Source organism: Aestuariivirga litoralis, assembly GCF_015714715.1.
In the GTDB taxonomy this organism is placed as follows: domain Bacteria; phylum Pseudomonadota; class Alphaproteobacteria; order Rhizobiales; family Aestuariivirgaceae; genus Aestuariivirga; species Aestuariivirga litoralis_A.
This window is the reverse complement of sequence record NZ_WAHS01000001.1, coordinates 720,234-740,490: the sequence shown is the minus strand read 5'-3', so window position 1 is coordinate 740,490 and position 20,257 is coordinate 720,234. Positions and strand designations below refer to the sequence as shown.

General features: G+C 58.4%; 20 protein-coding genes and 1 pseudogene. 7 read left to right on the top strand and 14 right to left on the bottom strand.

Annotated elements, in window-relative coordinates; translation table 11 throughout:
* Positions 1–7: 7 nt before the first annotated feature.
* The gene (locus F8B91_RS03895) at positions 8–1,468 is read right to left on the bottom strand and encodes an NAD(P)H-hydrate dehydratase (RefSeq protein WP_246714954.1); all 1,461 of its coding nucleotides are present in this window, start codon (positions 1,466–1,468) and stop codon (positions 8–10) included.
* 61 nt (positions 1,469–1,529) lie between these two features.
* Between F8B91_RS03895 and F8B91_RS03890 the strand changes: the two genes are divergently transcribed.
* The gene (locus F8B91_RS03890) at positions 1,530–2,822 is read left to right on the top strand and encodes a hemolysin family protein (protein WP_196502392.1); all 1,293 of its coding nucleotides are present in this window, start codon (positions 1,530–1,532) and stop codon (positions 2,820–2,822) included.
* 50 nt (positions 2,823–2,872) lie between these two features.
* Positions 2,873–3,922 (top strand): hypothetical protein, encoded by a 1,050-nt coding sequence (locus F8B91_RS03885; protein WP_196502391.1) that lies wholly within the window; start codon positions 2,873–2,875, stop codon positions 3,920–3,922.
* 63 nt (positions 3,923–3,985) lie between these two features.
* Here the strand turns inward: F8B91_RS03885 and F8B91_RS03880 are convergent, their stop codons facing one another.
* From F8B91_RS03880 to F8B91_RS03850, 7 genes are all read right to left on the bottom strand, one after another.
* Complete coding sequence (locus F8B91_RS03880) at positions 3,986–4,486, bottom strand: GFA family protein (RefSeq protein WP_196502390.1); 501 nt, start codon at positions 4,484–4,486, stop codon at positions 3,986–3,988.
* Positions 4,487–4,605: 119 nt separating this feature from the next.
* Positions 4,606–5,847 (bottom strand): pyrophosphate--fructose-6-phosphate 1-phosphotransferase, encoded by a 1,242-nt coding sequence (locus tag F8B91_RS03875; protein ID WP_196502389.1) that lies wholly within the window; start codon positions 5,845–5,847, stop codon positions 4,606–4,608.
* A gap of 51 nt (positions 5,848–5,898) precedes the next feature.
* Complete coding sequence (locus F8B91_RS03870; protein WP_196502388.1) at positions 5,899–7,104, bottom strand: AGE family epimerase/isomerase; 1,206 nt, start codon at positions 7,102–7,104, stop codon at positions 5,899–5,901.
* Entirely contained in the window at positions 7,101–7,439 is a 339-nt protein-coding gene (locus tag F8B91_RS03865) for a GFA family protein (RefSeq protein WP_196502387.1), read from the bottom strand. Before F8B91_RS03865 ends, F8B91_RS03870 begins: the two co-directional genes overlap by 4 nt.
* 6 nt (positions 7,440–7,445) lie before the next feature.
* Positions 7,446–8,222 carry an SDR family NAD(P)-dependent oxidoreductase gene (locus F8B91_RS03860; RefSeq protein ID WP_196502386.1) on the bottom strand — a complete coding sequence of 259 codons (777 nt, stop codon included), beginning with the start codon at positions 8,220–8,222 and terminating at the stop codon, positions 7,446–7,448.
* Complete coding sequence (locus F8B91_RS03855; RefSeq protein ID WP_196502385.1) at positions 8,209–9,276, bottom strand: acyltransferase; 1,068 nt, start codon at positions 9,274–9,276, stop codon at positions 8,209–8,211. The genes F8B91_RS03860 and F8B91_RS03855 overlap by 14 nt, the downstream gene beginning before the upstream one ends.
* Positions 9,277–9,335: 59 nt before the next feature.
* Positions 9,336–9,992: a lectin gene (locus tag F8B91_RS03850; protein ID WP_196502384.1), complete on the bottom strand. Its 657-nt coding sequence runs from the start codon at positions 9,990–9,992 to the stop codon at positions 9,336–9,338.
* A 249-nt stretch (positions 9,993–10,241) separates the two neighbouring features.
* On the opposite strand from F8B91_RS03850, the gene F8B91_RS03845 reads away from it, so the two are divergent.
* On the top strand, positions 10,242–10,580 hold the full coding sequence (locus F8B91_RS03845; RefSeq protein WP_196502383.1) for a P-II family nitrogen regulator: 339 nt from the start codon (positions 10,242–10,244) through the stop codon (positions 10,578–10,580).
* Between the two features lie 98 nt (positions 10,581–10,678).
* Positions 10,679–12,100 carry a type I glutamate--ammonia ligase gene (glnA, locus tag F8B91_RS03840; RefSeq protein WP_196502382.1) on the top strand — a complete coding sequence of 474 codons (1,422 nt, stop codon included), beginning with the start codon at positions 10,679–10,681 and terminating at the stop codon, positions 12,098–12,100.
* 107 nt (positions 12,101–12,207) lie between these two features.
* Here the strand turns inward: glnA and F8B91_RS03835 are convergent, their stop codons facing one another.
* The 5 genes and pseudogenes from F8B91_RS03835 to F8B91_RS03815 form a co-directional block, all read right to left on the bottom strand.
* Positions 12,208–13,269 carry an ABC transporter ATP-binding protein gene (locus tag F8B91_RS03835; RefSeq protein ID WP_196502381.1) on the bottom strand — a complete coding sequence of 354 codons (1,062 nt, stop codon included), beginning with the start codon at positions 13,267–13,269 and terminating at the stop codon, positions 12,208–12,210.
* A complete protein-coding gene (locus tag F8B91_RS03830; protein WP_196502380.1) occupies positions 13,269–14,057 on the bottom strand; it encodes an ABC transporter permease in 789 nt (262 codons plus the stop codon). The genes F8B91_RS03835 and F8B91_RS03830 overlap by 1 nt, the downstream gene beginning before the upstream one ends.
* Positions 14,054–14,956 (bottom strand): ABC transporter permease, encoded by a 903-nt coding sequence (locus F8B91_RS03825; protein ID WP_196502379.1) that lies wholly within the window; start codon positions 14,954–14,956, stop codon positions 14,054–14,056. Before F8B91_RS03825 ends, F8B91_RS03830 begins: the two co-directional genes overlap by 4 nt.
* 70 nt (positions 14,957–15,026) lie before the next feature.
* Positions 15,027–16,145: an ABC transporter substrate-binding protein gene (locus F8B91_RS03820; RefSeq protein ID WP_196502378.1), complete on the bottom strand. Its 1,119-nt coding sequence runs from the start codon at positions 16,143–16,145 to the stop codon at positions 15,027–15,029.
* Positions 16,146–16,295: 150 nt separating this feature from the next.
* A pseudogene (locus F8B91_RS03815) lies at positions 16,296–16,778 on the bottom strand (amino acid ABC transporter ATP-binding protein); the annotation flags it as partial.
* Positions 16,779–16,899: 121 nt separating this feature from the next.
* On the opposite strand from F8B91_RS03815, the gene F8B91_RS03810 reads away from it, so the two are divergent.
* The gene (locus tag F8B91_RS03810) at positions 16,900–18,396 is read left to right on the top strand and encodes a M20/M25/M40 family metallo-hydrolase (RefSeq protein WP_196502377.1); all 1,497 of its coding nucleotides are present in this window, start codon (positions 16,900–16,902) and stop codon (positions 18,394–18,396) included.
* Positions 18,397–18,398: 2 nt separating this feature from the next.
* On the opposite strand, the gene F8B91_RS03805 is transcribed toward F8B91_RS03810, so the two are convergent.
* Complete coding sequence (locus F8B91_RS03805; protein WP_196502376.1) at positions 18,399–18,989, bottom strand: hypothetical protein; 591 nt, start codon at positions 18,987–18,989, stop codon at positions 18,399–18,401.
* Positions 18,990–19,091: 102 nt separating this feature from the next.
* On the opposite strand from F8B91_RS03805, the gene F8B91_RS03800 reads away from it, so the two are divergent.
* Together F8B91_RS03800 and F8B91_RS03795 are read left to right on the top strand one after the other, a co-directional pair.
* Positions 19,092–19,565 (top strand): MarR family transcriptional regulator, encoded by a 474-nt coding sequence (locus tag F8B91_RS03800; RefSeq protein ID WP_196502375.1) that lies wholly within the window; start codon positions 19,092–19,094, stop codon positions 19,563–19,565.
* A 1-nt stretch (position 19,566) separates the two neighbouring features.
* On the top strand, positions 19,567–20,244 hold the full coding sequence (locus tag F8B91_RS03795; protein ID WP_196502374.1) for a GNAT family N-acetyltransferase: 678 nt from the start codon (positions 19,567–19,569) through the stop codon (positions 20,242–20,244).
* The last annotated feature ends 13 nt before the right edge of the window (positions 20,245–20,257 follow it).

Genomic DNA, 20,257 nt, shown 5'->3' with positions numbered 1-20,257 from the left:
AGCTTCTTCACAGGCCAATCATCCCGATCAGGTCCTCGGCAATCAGCGTCCGCCGGGGAACCCGCGCAGCGGCCTCCCCATGCAACCAAACAGCTGCACAAGCGGCTCCAAAAGCATCCCATCCTTGAGCCAAAAGCCCCGTGATCAGCCCCGCCAAAACGTCACCTGAACCCGCCGTGGCCAGCGTGGGCGGCGCATTGCTGTTGATCCTTGCGCGCCCATCAGGTGATGCGATCACCGTGTCCGCCCCCTTCAAAACCACCACCGCGCCGGACAGCGCCGCAGCCCGCCGCGCCACTTCTACCTTGCTCTCAATTGAATCCTTCAACAGGCTGAAAAGGCGATTGAATTCGCCTTCATGCGGGGTCAGCACGCAACCCCGTTCCGGGTGTGCCTGGATGGCCTCAAACAGCGACTGCGGCGCATCGGCAAAAGCCGTCAGCGCGTCTGCATCAAGCACACAGGCCGGTCCCGATTTTAGCCCATCCAAAACTTTGCGGCGCAGCGCATGCGACACGCCCGCCGCCGGCCCAATGCAAAACGCCTTGATGCGCCGGTCACTGAGGAGTGAAACCAACGCGCTATCGCTCTCCGCCGGCTTCAGCATGATCGAAGTCACATGCGCGGCCTGAACCCTCAACGCATCTTCAGCTCCCGTTAGGCTCACCAGCCCTGCCCCCACCCGCGCCGCAGCCAGCGCCGCCAGCCGCGATGCTCCGGTCGCAAGTTCCGGCCCACTCCACACCACCGCATGCCCACGGGTGAACTTATGCCCGCTCACATCAAGCGCATGAAATTCCGGAGCTGAATTCTCCCACAGCCGCGGGCGTATTTCCTCCAGCACCTGCAGCGGCAAGCCGATATCCGCCAGCACAATTTCACCGCACAATGCGCGCCCCGGCTGCAACTGATGCGCCGGCTTCTTGCGGAAGAATGTCACCGTCACATCAGCCGTGATGCAGGCGCCAATCGGCCGCCCCGTCAAACCATCAAGCCCCGATGGCACATCAATCGCCACCGTGGGAACTTTCGCCGCCGCAATCGCCTCGGCCCAGGCCAGTGGAAATTCCCGGTTGAGCCCCGCGCCAAAGATCGCATCGACAATCAAAGCTGGCCGGTTCCGCCCCGCAAAGCTGGCCCCCAGGCTGGCAAAAGGATGCACGCGCCCCTTCCACTTCTTCGCCATCAAGGCGGCATCGCCCTTGAGCTGAATCAGTTCGCAAGTGAGGAACACGCTCACCGGCCATTTTTTGGCAGCGAGCAACCGCGCCACCACGAAACCATCGCCGCCATTATTGCCCGGCCCGCAGATCACTGCCACATGCCGCTTCTTGAAGCGCGCAATGATCGCATCGGCCGCCGCGCGCCCGGCATTTTCCATCAGCTTGAGCGAGGAAGCGCCGAACACGCCAGAGGCCAGCGCATCGGCCTGATACATTTCCGCAGGAGTGAGAATTTCCAGTGTCATGCCTGAAAGATACACATCCTTGCTCTGGCGAAACAAGCCGCCAGCGCCTATTTAACGCCACATGATTTTTGATATTGCGATTATCGTCTTCCTCATCCTGCTCAACGGTGTTTTCGCCATGACTGAGCTTGCGGTTGTCTCCTCCCGCCGCAGCCGCCTGGTGGCCCGCGCTCAAGCCGGGAACCGCGCCACCAAAATCGCGCTCGATTTGAAGGATGATCCGGGTAAATTCCTGTCCACCGTGCAAATCGGCATCACCTTGATTGGCATCTTCTCTGGTGCCTTCAGCGGCGTGACATTGGCGGAGCCCCTGGGTGCCTATTTCCTCAGCCTCAATCCCGATCTCGGCACGCGCGCCGATGACATTGCGATCGCCATCGTTGTCACCGGCGTCACCTATCTCTCGCTGGTGATCGGCGAATTGGTGCCCAAGCAGATCGCCCTGCGCCATGCGGATACAGTGGCGACCGCGATTGCCATGCCGATCTATTGGCTTTCTCTCATCACGCGCCCGGTCGTCGCCGTGCTGGATTTTTCCAACCGCGCGGTGCTGGCCCTGCTACGCATCAAAACGGATGAACCAAATTCAGTCAGCGAAGAAGATGTCAAAGCCGCCATCGCGGAGGGTGCCGCAGGCGGCGCGCTGGAACCGGCGGAGCGCCAGATCATGGACCGCGTGATGCGGCTCGACGATATTTCCGTCACCGCCGCCATGACCCACCGCAAGGACATTGTCTGGCTGGACGTGAAGGAGCCCAAAGCCTCCGTGCTGCGCAAAGTGCGGGAGTTCCGTCATTCGCGCTATCCGCTGATGGACAAGACACCTGATAAAATCCTCGGCATCGTGGTGGTGAAGGACATGCTGCTGCGCCAGTCGGCTGCGAAGTTTGATCTGCGCAGCATGGTGCACAAGCCGATCTACCTGCCGGAATCGCGCTCAGTGCTGGAAACGCTGGAGGCCTTCAAACAATCCTCCTCCAACATGGCGCTCATTGTTGATGAATATGGCGCACTTCAGGGCTTGATCACCATGAAGGACATCATGGAATTCATCGTCGGCGTGTTACCCGAGCCCGCCCACCGCGAAGACTATTCCGCCGTGCAGCGCGAGGATGGCAGCTGGCTGGCCGATGGCGGGCTTTCCACCCACGAGATGCAGGACCTGACTGGCATTTCCGGCATGGCGGATGGAACGGATGATTTCACCACGCTGGCCGGTTTCATGCTGTCAAAGCTGGGCTATATCCCCAAGGCTGGCGATCACATCACCTGGAACAACTGGCGCTTTGAAGTGGTCGATATGGACCGCACCCGCATCGACAAGATATTGATTTCCCCTGTGGTCTCTTCCTGAACTTCATGTTAGATAGCCCGCAGAGGGTGCTAGCATTGGAGTAATCGTCCATGACGCGACGTCTTTTTGGCGCAGCCAGTTTCGCTGTTCCGCTTTTTTCTCTCACCTTGTTTGCAACGCTCACCTTGGCCAGCCATTATGTGCGCGCTGAAGATGCCAAGCCGCCCATCCCCATTCCCGATGGTGTGGAAGACCTGAGCTATTCGCCCGACGCCGCCAGCGGCACGCTGGATTATACCTCAACGACCTCGGTCAAGGATCTCGCCGCCTTCTATAAGACCGAGATGAAAAAGGCCGGCTGGAAGGAAAGCCCTTCCGTCATCCACAATGACAACATGCAAGTGCTGATGTTCAAGAAGGATGGCAAGGACGTCAATCTCACCATCATGCAGATGGGTGATCACGCCATGATCAACGGCACCGGTGATGGCCTGGCTGGCGATGGCAAGCCTACTGATTCAGCAGATTCAGGTGACAGCGGCGATTCCGATTCAGGCAATGCAGACGCGGGCGGCAGCAAAGTTGCCTTGGTCGCCGAGGACAAGGATGGCTATCCGGTCCCGACCGAGCATTCGATGCTGGGGTCCGAATCTTCGATCTTCCGCAAGTCAATCAACGTCACCACATCCGCGTCGGTGATTGATCTCACTGCGTTCTACCAGAACGAATTGCCCAAGAAGGGTTTCACCACCACATCTGAGCACACGGGCGAAGACAATGTCGTGCTGGTCTATGACACGCCGAACGGCCCGTTGACGGTTGCGATCAAGAAGGAAGGCGATGGCGCTTCCGCCACGCTCAGCATCAGCGACAAGGCGGCGGCGTCGAAGTCACCTTTGTTCCCCAAGCCCGGCCAGGTGAAACTCGCCCTCGGCAATATCAATGACAGCGCTGCGGAAGTCAGTGTGAATGGTAAGAAGGTGAAGGTCAAAGGTGGCGCGGGTGCCAAGGCCCCGGACGGCCCGACGATGGATGTGGCACCCGGCGACATCAAGATCGAAGTGAAAGGCGCACCGCCGGAAATCATCAAGGCCGGCCCGGACCAGATCTGGATGGTTATGGTCGGCCCCGGTGGCCTGCTGCCGATCCAGGCTTACTAGAACACCACCTCACATGCGCGGAGCCAACCCGGCCCGAATGTCAGGGCTCCGCGCATGACGAAGTCAAAGAGGCCGCGGGGGCCAATTTGCCGTATCATGATCCGGGTGCTGTTTGCTGCTCAGGCGGATCTTTTCAAATCTTTCCGGCGTGTCGCCTACGCCATTATCGCCTTCGCCAGTTACCGACCCGGGAAGCGACAGGACCTCCAGGAGCCACGGCTCGCGCGATTCAAGCCCATACTGGAATTGCGGTTTCATGTCCAAGTGCCGGTCCAGCGAGCCAATCGAAACCGAAATTTTAGGCTGCGAGGCGAATTTGTAGGCGATGGGCGTTCCGCAGTCGCGGCAGAACCCGCGCAAGGCATCATCTGAACTCTTGAAATAGCTGATTTCACCGCGCGTCAACTTGAAGTCGGACGTATTCACATCGGCAAAGGCACCGAAGAAATTGCCGAATTGCTTTTGGCACATGCGGCAATGGCAAATGCAGGCATTGGTTGGCCGCACGGAAAGCTCGTAACGAACGGCCCCACATTGGCAACCGCCCGTCCAGTGTTCTGACATGCCCATCCTCCACGCGCAACAACAAGGCGCAGAACCAAGCTAACGCAAGCCTGCCGTCGGGTCGATAGGTGTGAACACGCAATCACCGGCGGGCATCACCCACCGGTGCGGCGTAACGCTCAGTGCTTCACCTCTTGGGTCTTCCCCATCGGCTGGCCGATATCCTTGAGCAACTGGCCAAACCACTTCTGCTTCACATCCAGCGCCTTGCCGCCCTTGATGCGGGGGAATTCGATGGCGCGCAATTTGCCCTTCTGTTCCTCGTCATGGCCGATCACGCCGGACACGCCCTTGAGCGCGCTTTTGACAGCCTCAGCGCACATCATCTTGATCAGCGCCAAGTCATCCTTGTTGGCCTTGGCCGAGCGGGCGAAATAACCCGACTTCTGCACGAGAACTTTTTCCGCCTTCACCATGTCGGCAAAGCGCTTGGCAAACCAGGCACCGGGATTGATCTTGTCGATCTTCACATGGCCGAAGGCATCACGCTCCGGCTCTTCGCCGCGCGCGCGCATCTCGGCCACGATGTCTTCGATGCCGGCCCCTTCGCTCAGGAAAATCGACACGCAATCCTTCTTGTCCATCAGCGCGGAAAGGCGCTTGGCTTCCGCTTCAAGGTCAACCGAAACTTCCGGCACATAAACCGCATCAATATCCTTGTGCGCCATCGACAGATTGAAATCGGGCACGAATTTCAGTTTCTTGAGGCGCTTGCGGTAGGTGTCGGCGGTGGCAGCCGTCAGCCAACCGCAATTGCGGCCCATCACTTCGTGGATGAGCAGCATGCGCGGCGAGGTCGATTGCTCGTTCACCGAGTTTTCCCAGAAGATGGCACCCTGCTCGGCCGCCGTCACCGCGCCCAAAGTCTGGCGGATCGGGATCACGTCATTGTCGATGGTCTTGGGTAGGCCCACCACGGTGAGATTATAATTGTTGCTGGCCAGATAGGCGGCCAGATCTGCCGCCGTGGTGTTGGTGTCGTCACCGCCAATCGTGTGCAGGATGGTGATGCCATCCTTCACCAATTGCTCAGCCGCCACATGCAGCGGGTTCTCGCCGTCCTTGACCAGGCCGCGCTTCACGCAATCCTTCACATTGGTCAGCTTCACGCGGCTGTTGCCGATGGGCGAGCCGCCATGTTGCGTCAGGATCAGCGCATCCTTGCGCGTCTTCGCCGTCACCTTCACGGACCAGCCCTTGAGCAGGCCCATATAGCCATTGCGGTAACCGATGATCTCGGCCTTGGGCAGCTTCTTGGAATAATCCGCGATCAGAAACCCAACGGATGCCGAGAGGCACGGCGCCAAACCACCTGCGGTCAACAGGGCGATCTTGTGTTTCTTTGCAGGTGTCTTGGCCATTTGATGTGCGCTCCTCAGAATCTTGTTGGTTTCTCCTAGAACAGGAAAAGCTCAAATGCCAGAGCGGATCGCGGAGGTCAGACTTCCCGTGGCCGGATAAAGTGGAATGAGACAGGCCTGCAGCGCGTGATAAAGATCAGGCTTGCCTGCCTCGAAGCCGACTGCCGGCTTCAAATCATCCCCCAGTGCCACGTGCCAACCGCCCTGAGCATGGTCGATGAAATGCGCATCGCAGAAATTCCACAGCCGCTGATACCATTCCTCGAAGAACGGGTCTTCATCATGCTCGGCCAGAAAATGCGCCGCACCAATCGCCTCAGTCATCGGCCACCACAGCTTCTGGCGCAGGCGTGGGCGGTTCTGCCAGTCGAGTGCGTAGTAGAAGCCGCCCTTGTCCTGATCCCAACCAATCGCGATGCTGGTCTTGAAAAGTTTCGCGGCGGCAAGCTTCATCCAGTCCTGCCTGCGCCCACCCAGTTCCCACAGCTGCAGCAGCAGCCGGGCCCATTCCAGCGAATGCCCCGGCGTGGTTCCAGCCGGGCGGAACACATCATTGCCCTGATAGTCAAAATCCACATTCCATTTTTCATCGAAATGCTCGGCCACCCGCCAACGCAGATCGGCCGCATGCTTGCCTATGATCAATGCGGCGATCCGCTCAGCGCGTTGCAGATAAACGCCCTCGTCCGTGGCCTCATGCGCCGCTATCAAGGCCTCGACCAGATGCATGTTGGAATTCTGGCCGCGATAGGTGCTGATCTCGCTCCAGTCGCGCGCAAATTCTTCACGCTGTGCGCCCGCCTGCTCATCCCAGAAGCGCGTGGTCAGAACCTCGCTCACATCCGCCAACAAACGATCCGCATCCGGATGGCCCACAATCTTTGCACTGCTGGCCCCCAGCAGTACAAAGGCATGGCCATAGCCCTGCTTGCTGCCATCCACGATGCCGTCATTATTGAGCGACCAGACATAGCCACCATGCGCGGTATCGCGGTGCGCCTTCCACAGATAGTCCATGCCGTGATCAACAAACCGCGCTGCCCCTTCGCGGCCCAGCAACTGGCCCAGCGCAAAGCAATGCACCATACGGCACGTGGCGTGCAATTGGCGCAGCGCGTTCATCGGCTTGCCATCGTCACCCAGCTGATAGAAGCCACCTACCGGATGAAGCGCTGCCGCCTGATAGAAATCAAACAGACTATCGGCCTGCTTCCTCAACCAAGCGCGATGGGCTTCTCCCTTGCGCCATGCCGTCATGTCGCGCGGCCATTAGCATGTTCCGGCTTGAGGGCGCGCGGATCAACACCATCGAGGCAATTGGCATTGATCACCGCGATGGAACCCACCGCGAAAGATTCAATGCCGCAGATTTTGCAGAACTTGTGCTGCCCCACATTGCGGTTGAAGGTGAAGGTGGTGAGCTGGTCTTCGCCCGACAGCACTTTCAGCTTGTCGAGCGATGTGTACCCCCACACCGCGCCCAGTGCCTGGCAGCGCGAACAGTTGCATGTCCGCGTCTTGTCCAGATCCACCTGCACCTCAATGCGCACCGCCCCGCATTGGCAGCCACCCGTATAAGTCTGTTCAGCCATAATCGCTCACCACAAGGTGTAGCCGCCATCCACCGCCACGCAAGCGCCGGTCATCAGGCTCGCGGCATCAGAGGCCAGGAACAGGATCACCGACGCAATCTCTTCCGGCTTGCCCATGCGCGCCATCGGCGTGGAATCGACCCATTCCTTCAGAACCTCCGGCGGGCGCTCATGCACGCCCTTGGTCATTTCTGTTTCGATGTAAGTCGGCGCCACGGCATTGACGCGCACGCCACGCTCCGCCCATTCCGCCGCCAGCGAGCGCGTCAGGTGATGCACCCCAGCCTTGGAAGCATTGTACTGCGCCTGCTCCTGAGGATAATTCACAATGTCAGCCGACATCGAGCCCAGATTGACGATGGCGCCCTGCTTGCGCTCCAGCATGTGCTTGCCGAATGAGCGGCAGCACCAGAACACACCGTTCAGATTGACATCCATCACCTTGTTCCAGGTGAAATCATCCATCACTTCGGCCGGGACGAAGGACAATGCGATGCCGGCATTGTTGACCAGAATATCAACCTGGCCATGCGCCTTGATGATCTTTTGCGCCGTCGCTTCGACCGCCTTGGAATCCGTCACATCGAGCGCGAAAGCTGATGCCTTGCGGCCCTTGTCCCGCAACTTTTGCGCCGAGGCTTCCGTGGCTTCGGCATTCAAGTCGGTCAGGATGACTTCAGCACCCGCTTCCGACAGCGCATCAGCGGTGCAAAAGCCAATGCCGCGCGCCGCACCCGTGATCACCGCAACCTTGCCGTCCAGCTTGAATTTATTGAGATACATGTCCCTTACCAACGTTCCCCGGTCGCGATCCCATCACCATGCGGAATCCGCTCAGTAATAGCATGGAAGCCGCCAGCGCCGTGGCAAAAACAAGAACCGAAACGACAGGAATTCCGACCGGATACAACTTCCATAAATCCTGTAGCCGGTGGGCAAAGAAGAAGATGATTCCGATCGGGTGCAGCACATAAATCAGCGGTGTGGCCCGGGCCATTCGCTGCACACCCGCCGATGCCGGCAACAGCGGCGCCAGCCGGAACACCGACACGGCCATGATGGCAACGAAAACATGTCCGAAGGAGCACGGATATTCAAAGCCGCCCCAGCCTAGCTGCCCCACCAGTGCTGCCCCCGTCACCGCAGCTGCCGTGCCGCTCGCAACAAATGCCAGGCCCCAGAACACGGCTTCGCTCTTACCCGGTGCGGGCCAACGCGCAAGCTCGATGCCAATGACGAAGTAACTGCAAATGGCCAGCCCGACGATGGCTTTGATGGCAAGTCCATGCCCAGGCCAGCAGGCGAAAAGCGAGGCGAGGAAGACGGCGCCGATAATACCAAAACGCAAAGTGCGCGGTAGCCGCAGCCAGACCCACATCACAATCGGTGCGAAGAAATAAATTCCAGTGGCAAGATAGAGGAACCACAGATGATGAAACGGCAGGCCGCCCATCATCGCGCCAAGCACGCCCTCCTTCTCGATATCGCCCACCACGAAGATCGAAATCGTGAGGTAAAGCAGGGAGGAGGCCAGCGTCAGCGCAACGATGCGAAGCAGCCTGCGCCGCCACAGCGCGATGGAGAAAGTTTCTCCACCACGCGTAGCCCAAAGCGTGCCCATCATCATGAGAAACACAGGAACCGCCCAGCGGCTGAAGGCAAATGCGAAATCAGCAAAAAGCCAATTGGGATCAGCTGCATCCGGCTTCCAGTACACCGCAAAGGTCGCAACGTGCCCCCAAACGACGGCAAACGCAGCGGCCAACCGCAAGGCATCAAAGCCCGCAATGCGCGACTGTGTTGAAACCTCTTGCTGCAGCGGAATACTCCCGGCCAAAGCCCCCGATAGACCTTAGCAAAGGCTGCGAAATATGCTTCAGGAAAATGAAACGGAAATTATTCTGCTGCGAAACAATAGAACAGACCCGAACCACCGGTTTTCACCAAAGCATCCTGGCTGCAACCGGCTGATCCATGCGCCGAGTTCCAGGAATGCATCTGCCGTGAATCCGCCAAACCCTGCCGGTCATGATGGCCGAGAATGGCTGAACCTTCGCCGTCGCTCGTCCAGTTCTTGCAGGTCGTGTCGCCACCGGCCGTTGAATAGAGGCCCTGCGGATCAGAGCCGGTCAGCATGTCATGGGTGTTGGGTTGATCGCCCTTGCCATTCACCTTCTCGCCCTTTTCAGTCAGCGCCGTGTCCTTGGTGATGTTGTTGGCGTCGGAATGCAAATCCTCAACCGACTTGGCGACAACATCGCCCTTCACATTCATCCACGGCCCTTTGCCGATCCGGTCGCGCGCATTGATGCCGGGCTTGCCTTCGGGAGCTGTTGTCGAGAGATAGGCATGCCAGGATGTCTTGGCCGAACCCGCAGCCTTGGCCAATTGGCCGCAATAGGCGTCTGCCCCATCAAGGCCACCGAGATTGGCACCGTGGCCCATGCCAGCGCTGGTGATGAAGAATGACATGCTGGCGGGGTCGGCCTGTGCGGTAAGGCTGGACGCCCCGATCAGGATCACACTGGCTGCAAGTACCGGAAACAGTTTCATCGCATCACTCCCTTGATTTTCGCTTGGATTTGAAGCCCTTCGCGGCTCATGATCATTACGCAAAGTTCATCGCACTTGTTCCATCCTGAAAGAGGAAAAAGCAGATGCTGAAAAAATAATCATCGAGGTCAAAAATCAGGCTATGACTCACGCCTATGGCTCTGCCGTTCATTCTAACGCATTGAAATCATTGCGTTGCGAGTCTGGCACGCCCCCTGCAAGCTCTTTGGCAAACTAAGAGGCTCAAACATGAAGAAAATCGAAGCCATCATCAAGCCGTTCAAGCTGGATGAGGTGAAAGAAGCGCTGCAAGGCGTCGGCATCCAGGGCATTACTGTCACGGAAGCCAAAGGCTTCGGCCGCCAGAAGGGCCACACTGAACTCTATCGTGGCGCCGAATATGTCGTCGATTTCCTGCCGAAGGTGAAGCTGGAAATCGTCGTCTCGGATGAGCTGGTGGCCAAGGCCATTGAAGCCATCCAGGCCGCCGCCCGCACCGGCCGCATCGGTGACGGCAAGATTTTCATTTCCACCGTTGAGCAAGCCATCCGCATCCGCACCGGCGAGTCCGGCACGGACGCGCTCTAGCTTCGAACGAGCAAGTTGCAGACTTGCGAGTGCAAAGAAGCGAAAACTAAAAGAGACATAATAAAAGAATCTAACGCCTAACAGAGAGGGTATTTCCTATGGCAGAAGTAAAGAAAGACGTCGCGGCAGTCCTGCAGATGATCAAGGACAAGGACGTCAAATATGTGGACCTGCGCTTCACCGATCCGCGCGGCAAGATGCAGCATTTGACCATGGACGTCTCCCAGATGGGTGCAGATGCCTGGGAAGAAGGCCTGATGTTCGACGGCTCGTCGATTGCCGGCTGGAAGGCCATCAATGAATCCGACATGATCCTGAAACCGGATGCTTCTTCGGTTCACCTTGATCCCTTCTATGCCCAGACCACGCTTGCCGTGTTCTGCGACATCGCTGATCCAGGCACGGGCGAAGGCTATAACCGCGACCCGCGCTCGATCGCTCACCGCACTGAGGCCTATCTCAAGTCGACCAAGATCGGCGATACGATTTTCGTTGGCCCCGAAGCTGAATTCTTCGTGTTCGACGACGTGAAGTTCTCGACCTCGCCTTACAAGGTCGGCTTTGAAGTTGACGGCGTGGAATTGCCCAAGAACTCTGACCGCGACTATGAAGGCGGCAATATGGGCCACCGCATGCGCATCAAGGGCGGCTACTTCCCGATGAACCCGATGGACTCAGCGCAGGACATGCGCGGCGAGATGCTGTCGGTCATGGGCGAAATGGGCCTGGCTGTTGAAAAGCACCATCACGAAGTGGCCTCCTCGCAGCACGAACTCGGCACCAAGTATCAGCCGCTGGTCATCGCTGCCGACCACATGCAGATCTACAAGTATGTCATCCACAACGTGGCTCATGCCTACGGCAAGACCGCAACCTTCATGCCGAAGCCGGTTTACGGCGATAACGGCTCGGGCATGCATTGCCACTTCTCGATCTGGAAAGACGGCAAGCCGATGATGGCCGGCAAGGAATATGCCGATCTGTCGATGGAATGCCTCTACTTCATCGGCGGCGTGATCAAGCATGCCAAGGCGCTGAACGCCTTCACCAACCCATCCACCAACAGCTACAAGCGCTTGGTGCCGGGTTATGAAGCACCGGTGCTGCTGGCCTATTCGTCGCGCAACCGTTCAGCCTCGTGCCGCATTCCGTTCACCTCGAACCCGAAAGCCAAGCGCGTGGAAGTCCGCTTCCCCGATCCGACTGCCAACCCCTATCTGTGCTTCTCGGCCATCATCATGGCTGGCCTTGACGGCATCCTGAACAAGATCCACCCCGGCCCGGCCATGGACAAGAACCTGTATGATCTGCCCCCGGCAGAATTGGCCCAGGTTCCGACCGTCTGCGGCTCGCTCCAGGAAGCCATCGACAGCCTCAAGGCTGACCATGAATTCCTGACCAAGGGCGACGTGTTCTCCAAGGACCAGATCGAAAGCTATCTCGAACTGAAGCAGGAAGAGCAAGACCGCTACCGAATGACCCCGCATCCGGTTGAGTACGATATGTATTACAGCTGCTAAAGCGTTTTGGCTTTTCGCAAGAAAAGCCAAAATCGCAGTTTGCGATTGGTGAAAATACAAAACCCCGGTGGCGACACCGGGGTTTTTCATTTGGACTTTGAGAAGGACTACTCTTCCAGCACAATCACGTCATTCGGCGAGAAGCTCATCGCCACTCTCTGGCCCAGCGCCGGTGGCGGCATTTGCGGATCGTTGAATGTATCGAGGCTCACATGCGTATCATCGATCTTGGCGCGCAGGCGCAGCACTGAACCCAGGAATTGCACTTCCTCAATCGTGCCATCCAGTGACACATCCTTGTCGCTGCGCGAACCGAGGCGCATCGATTCCGGGCGGATGGCAATGTTCACCGTGTCGCCCACGTGGCGGCTCAGCAAGATCGGCTGCAGGTTGAGTTTCTGCTCACCAACCTTCAGCTTCGATTTCTTCCGGTCCACGATGGTGGCGGGAATGCTGTTCAAGGTGCCGACGAAATTGGCGACAAACTTGGTCTTGGGGCGGTTGTAGATTTCATGCGGAGCGCCGACTTGGTCAGCGATGCCGGCATTCATCACCACCACGCGATCGGAGATCGACAAGGCTTCTTCTTGGTCATGCGTCACGAAAATCGTGGTGATGCCGAGCGAGCGTTGAATGTCACGGATTTCCTTGCGCAGGCTCACGCGGATCTTCGCATCAAGTGCCGACAGCGGCTCGTCCAGCAACAACACACGCGGGCGCACGGCAAGCGCACGGGCCAATGCCACGCGCTGTTGCTGGCCGCCCGAAAGCTGGAAGGGATAGCGGTCGCCTTTGTCTGAAAGGCCAACCAGATAGAGCATTTCCTTGACGCGCGCTTCGATCACGTCAGCCTTTTCACCGGCAACCTTGAGGCCAAAGCCCACATTCTTCGCCACCGTCATGTTCGGGAACAACGCGTAGGCCTGGAACACCAGGCCGATATTGCGTTGGCTCGCCCGCAGCGAAACAATGTCCTTGCCCTCGATGGTGATCGAGCCCGACGTCGGCGCTTCAAAGCCAGCCACCATGCGCAGCACGGTTGTCTTGCCGCAGCCCGATGGTCCAAGGAAGGACACGAACTCGCCCTTGGCGATATCCAGGTCGAAGCCCTTGACGATTTGCGTCTGGCCATAGCTCTTGGTGATATTGTGGAGTTGCAAGTAGGACATCAGCGTTTGACCATGTTGTGTTTTGAGAAGCGGGTTGCCATCTGGATGAGACCCATGCAGCCCCAGGTGATGGCGAAAGCGATGACGGCAAGGGCCGCCGGTTCATAGGCCTTGTTGCCACCCATCCAGACCATGTAGGGGCCGAATGCCGGGCGGTTGAGCAGTGCCGCAAAAACATATTCACCGATGACGATGGCAAAGGTCAGGAAGGCGCCTGATACGACGGCGACAAAGCAGTTCGGAAAAATCACCCGGAAGAGGACAGTGAACCACCCTCCCCCAAGGCTCTGCGCGGCTTCGGTCAAAGTGCGCACGTCGATGGTGCGCAAGCCGGTATCCACCGCGCGGTACATATAGGGCAGCGACAACACAGCATAACCAAACACCAGCAGCACATTGGTACCGGGCACCGAGCCCAGCAGCGGCAAGAAGCTGGACGTGTTGAACATGCGGATATGGCCGAACACGATAACGATGGCCGGAATGATCAGCGGCAGTAGCGTGATGAACTCCACCAGCGAACGTGCTTGCGGCAGCCGCAGGCGCACCCAATAAGCCGTTGGTACCACGATCAGCGAGCCGATAATGATTGTCGCTACGGCAGCCACCAGTGAAAAGCCAAAGGTCTCCCGGAATTGCGGATCACCCAGCACATTCTGGTAGGCGTCGAAGGAATAGACGCCGCGCCGCGCGCGCAGCGAGAATTCAAACGTGGCGATCAGCGGCAGCAGGAAATAGATGACGCCGATGACGAAGATGATCCACGACCAGATTTTCGTCGCCTTCATTTCTGCCACCTTTCAGCGCGGCCGCGCAGCACGATATAGATCAGGTTGGCAACACCGGTGATGGCGATCATGGCGAAGGCAATGGCGTAACCGAGATGCGGATTCTGCAATACGTCGCCACGGATCTGCGCGAAAAGAACAATCGGCATCAGCGACAGTGAAGATCCAGTCAGCGCCATCGCCGTAGCGACAGCACCAAAGGCATTGGCGAACAACAGGGCGAACGTACCAAGCAATGTGGGCCACAGGATCGGCAGCGCCACCATTGTGACATATTGCGTGCCTGAGGCGCCCAGACTGTCTGCAGCTTCGCGCCATTCGCGCTTCATTCCGTCCAGAGCAGGCGTCACGATCAGTACCATGAGCGGGATCTGGAAATACAGATATGTCAGCGCCAGACCGGTAAAGCTGATGAGGTTAAAGCCGCTGGCAGCAAGATTGATATTGAACCAGTCACGGAAGATCAGGGTCACGAGGCCCAGGCGGCCAAACGTGGCGATGAATGCGAAGGCCAACGGAACGCCGGCAAAATTTGAAGCCACTCCGGAGAATGTCATGGTCGTATCGCGCAGCCAGGATGGCAAGCCACCTTTGGTGACCGCAGCAGCCAGCAGCAAGCCAATCACGCAGCCCAGAAGCGCTGTCAAAAATGAAATCTTCATCGACACCCAGAACGCGCCGAGGATGTTCGATGTGTTCAGGTCGATTATGTTTTGAAATGTAAAGCTGCCATCTGCGGTCTGGAAAGCACCGGCCACGATATTCATCGTCGGCAGGATGAGGAACAGCAATACGAAAATGGTGAAAGGTGCGAGACCCAACCACGGCAGGAAGCCGCGCCACAAAGCAGATTGCGGGCGTTCAATGGGCAGCGTCTTGGCGTCAACGACATCAGTCATGGGTGGCCGTATCTTTGATGAAAATGAAGACCTCCGCGCGGCGAGGAGTCCGCGCGGAGATCAGGGAGAGTTACTTGACTTGGGCGCCTACGACCTTGTCCCACTCGCCCGAAACAACGGTCTTGTTGTCAGCCTGCTCTTCCACGGTCGGGAAAATGGCCTTGGCATAGGCTTCAGCCGGCGGCAGCTTGGCCAGCAGGTCAGCCGGAACCTTGCCGGCAGCCGACAGCGCGTTGAAGCGCGACGGGTGGCAATAGCCCTTCAACCAGCCGATCTGGCCTTCATCCGAATACAGGTATTCCATCCAGAGCTTGGCAGCGTTGACGTGCGGTGCGTAGGCCGAGATGGCCTGCACATAAACGCCAGCGAGCGAGGCCGAGGTCGGGATCACAACGTCCATTGGGGGATTGCCCTTCAGGCTGTCGCGCCAGGCCAGCAGATTGTAGTCCCAGGCAGCGACGATCGGGGTCTGGCCCTGAGCGATGGTGCCCGACTTGCCGGTGACTGGAACGAAATTGCCAGCCTTGTTGAGTTGAGCGAAGAATTCGAGGCCCTTGGTGCCCGATTCCTTGCCAGCCTTGGCACCCTGGCCGAGACCAGCCGAGAGAATGGCGAGAATGGCCTGGTTCGAAGCGCGCGGATCGCCGGTGAGGGCAACTGAATTGGCGTAAGCCGGCTTCAGCAGGTCAGCCCAATCCTTCGGGGTTTCCTTGATGACGTCCTTGTTCACGCCGAAAGCCATCACGCCGTAATAGTCGCCGTACCAGAAGCCGTCGGCATCCTTCACATTGTCCGGAATGTCAGCCCAAGTCGCAACCTTGTAAGCCTGGATCAGGCCGTCCTTCTTGGCCTGCGGGCCGAAGGCCAGACCAACGTCGATCACGTCAGGCGACTGCGGTCCCTTGTTATCCTTGTTGGCCTTGATGGCTTCGATTTCATCGCCCGAACCAGCGTCGGGGTTGAGTTCGTTGACCTTGATTTCGGGATACTTGGCTTTGAAGCCGGCGATCACGTCGCCATAGCCACACCAATCGTGCGGCAAAGCGATAACGGTGAGTTCGCCTTCTTTCTTGGCGGCAGCAACCATTTCGTCCATCGAAGCGCTGTGAGCCAGCGAGGGCAGCGCAACTGAAAGTGCGACCAGCGAAGCCGCAGCAGTGCGAAGCGATTTGATTACCGTTGATGTCATGGTGTCTCGTCTCCTGTTTGACGGAGCGAGCATTTGACGTGGCAATAATTCAGTTATGTGACAACGCGAGTTGCGTGCACATGTGTTTGACGCAACGCTATGCGGAGGGTCAAACCACGTTCAACATGCCGTTTTCGAACGGTCACGAAATCAGTGCAGAATTTGCTCCAGGAACAACTTGGTGCGCGCATTCTTCGGGTGGCTGAAGAATTCCTGTGGTTCGTTTTCTTCAACGATCTGCCCCTGATCCATGAAAATGACGCGGTCGGCCACTTGCCGCGCGAAGGCCATTTCGTGCGTGACGCACAGCATGGTCATGCCGCCCTGCGCCAGATCCACCATCACTTCCAGCACTTCCTTGATCATTTCCGGATCAAGCGCCGAGGTTGGTTCATCGAACAGCATGATCTTCGGGTTCATGCACAAGGCGCGTGCAATCGCCACGCGCTGTTGCTGGCCGCCCGATAGCTGGCCCGGATATTTCAATGCCTGTTCCGGAATCTTCACGCGCTTGAGGAATTTCATCGCTGTCTCTTCGGCCTGCGCCTTGGGTTGTTTGCGCACCCAGATCGGCGCCAGCGTGCAGTTCTCAAGCACGGTCAGATGCGGGAACAGATTGAAGTGCTGGAACACATTGTAAGGTCAAGCTAAACCAGTTCAACCCCGGGGCCCGCCCGCTTTCTGGGCAAGGCATAGCACAAGTCTTATCCACACCGGGGTTTTCTCATGCAGCGTGACGGGATATGGCTGTGCCATGAAAGCCAAAACCAACGACCTCGCCACCCATGCACGCGATCTGGCGCTGCGCTTCACCCTGCAGCCCAGCGTGACCGGCAGCGCAAGTGAAGCGCAATTTGCCGATTGGCTGGCAGGCGAGCTTATGGGCTTCGACAAAATCTGGACCACGCCCATTCCCGGCGGCGCGCATGCCCGCAAGAATCTCTTCGCCCTGCGCAAGGGCACATCGAACGCCACTGTGGTTCTCACCGGCCATTTCGATGTGGTGCCGGTTGATGACTACGGTGCCCTGCCTGCCTTCGATGCTGAAGCCTTGCTTGCTGCCACCATTGCGCGCCTCAAGGCCACGGGCGAAAACCCGCTGGCCCTCGCCGATTTTGAAAGCGGCGACTTTCTACCCGGCCGCGGCCTGCTTGACATGAAAGCCGGACTGGCAGCAGGGCTTGCCGCCATCAATGCCTATCAGGGCGAAGCCACATTGCTGTTCCTCGCGGTGGCCGATGAGGAAAATGGTTCAGCCGGCGCACGCGCCGCAATCCCCGATCTCAAACAGGCCGCAAAGGAGCACGGCCTCGATATCAAGCTGGTCATCAATCTCGATGCGATTGCCGATCTGGGTGATGGCGCTGCCGCGCGCGTCATCACTTATGGTTCGATCGGCAAGCAGCTGCTCACGGCCTTCGTCGTCGGCCAGGAAACTCATGCCGGCTATTCCGCCCAAGGTGCCAACGCGGCTTACATCGCGGCAGAACTGGTCACCGAATTCGAACTGTCGCCCCAGCTCGCCGAAATCATGGGCAATGAGCGCACCGCCGCCCCCACCGTGCTCTATGCCAAGGACCTGAAGCAGGTTTACAACGTCACCACGCCAGCCTCGGCCTTCGTCTATTGGAACACGCTGCAATACCAGCGCGGGCCTGCAGAAGTTCTCGCCACCAGCCTTGAAATGGCCCGCACAGCCTTGGACCGGGCGGAGGCAAGGCTGAACCGCAAGATCGCCCTGATCACCGTCGCTGACCTGCTGCAGAAATGCGCGCCCGAGCCCCTTGCCCAGATGGCTCAAACCCTGAGCGCAGATGCCACGCTCGACGTGCCAGAAAAGATCAAGCGCCTCACCCAACACGCTTGGGCACTCTCCGGCCTCACCGAACCAACCGTGGTTATCGGTTTTGGATCAATCCCTTATCCCGCCGTCCTGATGCAGGACACGAAGTTGCGTAGTCTCATTGAGAAGGCCGTGTCGCCCCTCGGCGTAGGTTCCCTGAACTACTTTGCCGGCATTTCCGATATGAGCTGCTTCGGTGAGGCCGCAGGCTCGCTCGATGCCGTGGCCGCCAACACGCCGGGTTGGGGTATCCTGTTTGAGATGCATGAACCGGCAGGCTACCCCACCATCAATCTGGGCCCCTGGGGCCGCGACTATCACCACTGGCTGGAGCGTCTGCACGCGCCTTACGCCTTTGAAACCTTGCCGCGCGCCCTGCTGGCGGTAATCGAAGCCGTGGCGCGCTGATCTCAGGGGAATTTCAGCCCCAGCATCTGCACCGTCACTTTTGCCTTCTGCAGGCGTTGATCATCCGATGAGATCGTCACGCCATCGCCTGACATGTCGTTCGGAAGGTTCGCATCTTCAGCAGGGGCAAACCGGATCGACGCCGAACAGCCGCCCGGCATTTCATTCAGCGCACCGCCATGCCAATCAGTGACAAAGCCACCATAATCCCAGTCAAACCCGCTAATGTCGAACGGCTCTTCATTGACCTTGCGCACATCGGCAACGCTCGTTCCCATTGTAACGCCCGCCACCACCCGGCCCGCGCCATCGCCGCCGGGATCCACATTTGATACCTTGGTCATCGCATCATCGGCAAACGTCACATTCACCACGCGGGACTTGTCCTTGGGGAACAGCACCAGCGCCTTGTACATTTCACCTTCCGCACCCGGCAGAGTTTTGATGACGGCCTGCTTGCCGAATTTGGCCTTCAGTGATTTGGCAGTATCACCTGCCTTCACCGGAAAGGTGCAAGTAATCATGCCATCTGGTGAAGCCGCAAACAGCGGCGTGGTGATCAGCAAGCCCAAGGCAAATACAGATAAGCGCATTAGAAATCTCCTCCGGATGCGCCGACTATTGCATCCAGCCCGCCACTTGCCAAGTTCTTCGAAATTACATAACAAGTTATATAATTATCTATGGAGATGCACGTGGAGGATGTCGTAAAGGCCGAGGGCTATCTCACTTTGGGCAGCCGCTTCCGCCGCCTGGGGGAACGCTTGCAGGCCGATGTGCAACTGATGGCCGACTCACATGGCATCGATATTCCGTCCAGCCTGTTCACCAGCATGCACATCATCGATTCCAAGGGCACCATCAGCGTGGGGGAATTGGCCGAAGCGCTGGGCATGTCGCAACCCGGCGCCACCCGCATCGTCAACCAGCTGCAGCGTCTGAGCTTGGCCTCCGTAAAGGCCGGAAAGGACCGACGGGTGAAGCAAGTCAGCCTCACCCGCAAAGCCAAGGCGGCGGTGGCCAAATCCCGCGCCGGCCTCTGGCCCTGCGTTGAACGCGCGGTGGCCGATGCTTGCAAGCCACTGAAAGGCGATCTTCTCACCATGCTGGATGCGCTGGAAAAATCGCTAGACGCAGTGCCCCTGCTCGAAAGATCGAAGGAGAGATGAAATGAACGTTCTCGACAACCCTGTCTTCCATGGCCTGCGCACCCGGCAATCACATCTGGCGGAAGGCAGTACACTCGCCTTCCGCTTCCTGCCCTCTGTTTCCATCTTTGCCGCCGCGCGTGATCTGAGTGAAGATGCGATCACTGCTTTAGGCGAAATGGTGCCGGAGAACGGCGGTATTGCCATGCTTCAACGTGACAAGGTATCCACGCCTGCTGGCTGTGAGGGTGCCGATTTGGGCTGGGGCTATCAATTGACCATGGCCCATCCGGAAAAGCTGGTGCCCGATATCGACATGGTGGAACTCGGCGAGGCCGATTTCGCCGAAATGTTTGATCTTGCCAACTTGACCAAACCGGGGCCCTTCCTCATGGGCACACCGCGCATGGGTGGCTTCATCGGGGTCAAGACCGGTGGCAAGCTCATCGCCATGGCCGGGGAACGCTTCAAGCCTGAAGGCGCCACCGAAATCAGTGCTGTCTGCACCCATCCCGATTTCCGCGGCAAGGGCATCGCCGGCGCGCTGTCTTCGATGGCGGCGCGGCGTATCCTGGCACGCGGCGAAATCCCCTTTCTGCATTCATGGTCCACCAATACGGCTGCCATAGCCCTCTATGAAAAGCTGGGCTTCGAAAAACGCTGCGAGGTTTTCGTGAAACGCCTAACCCGCAGCGCGTAAACAAAAACCCCGG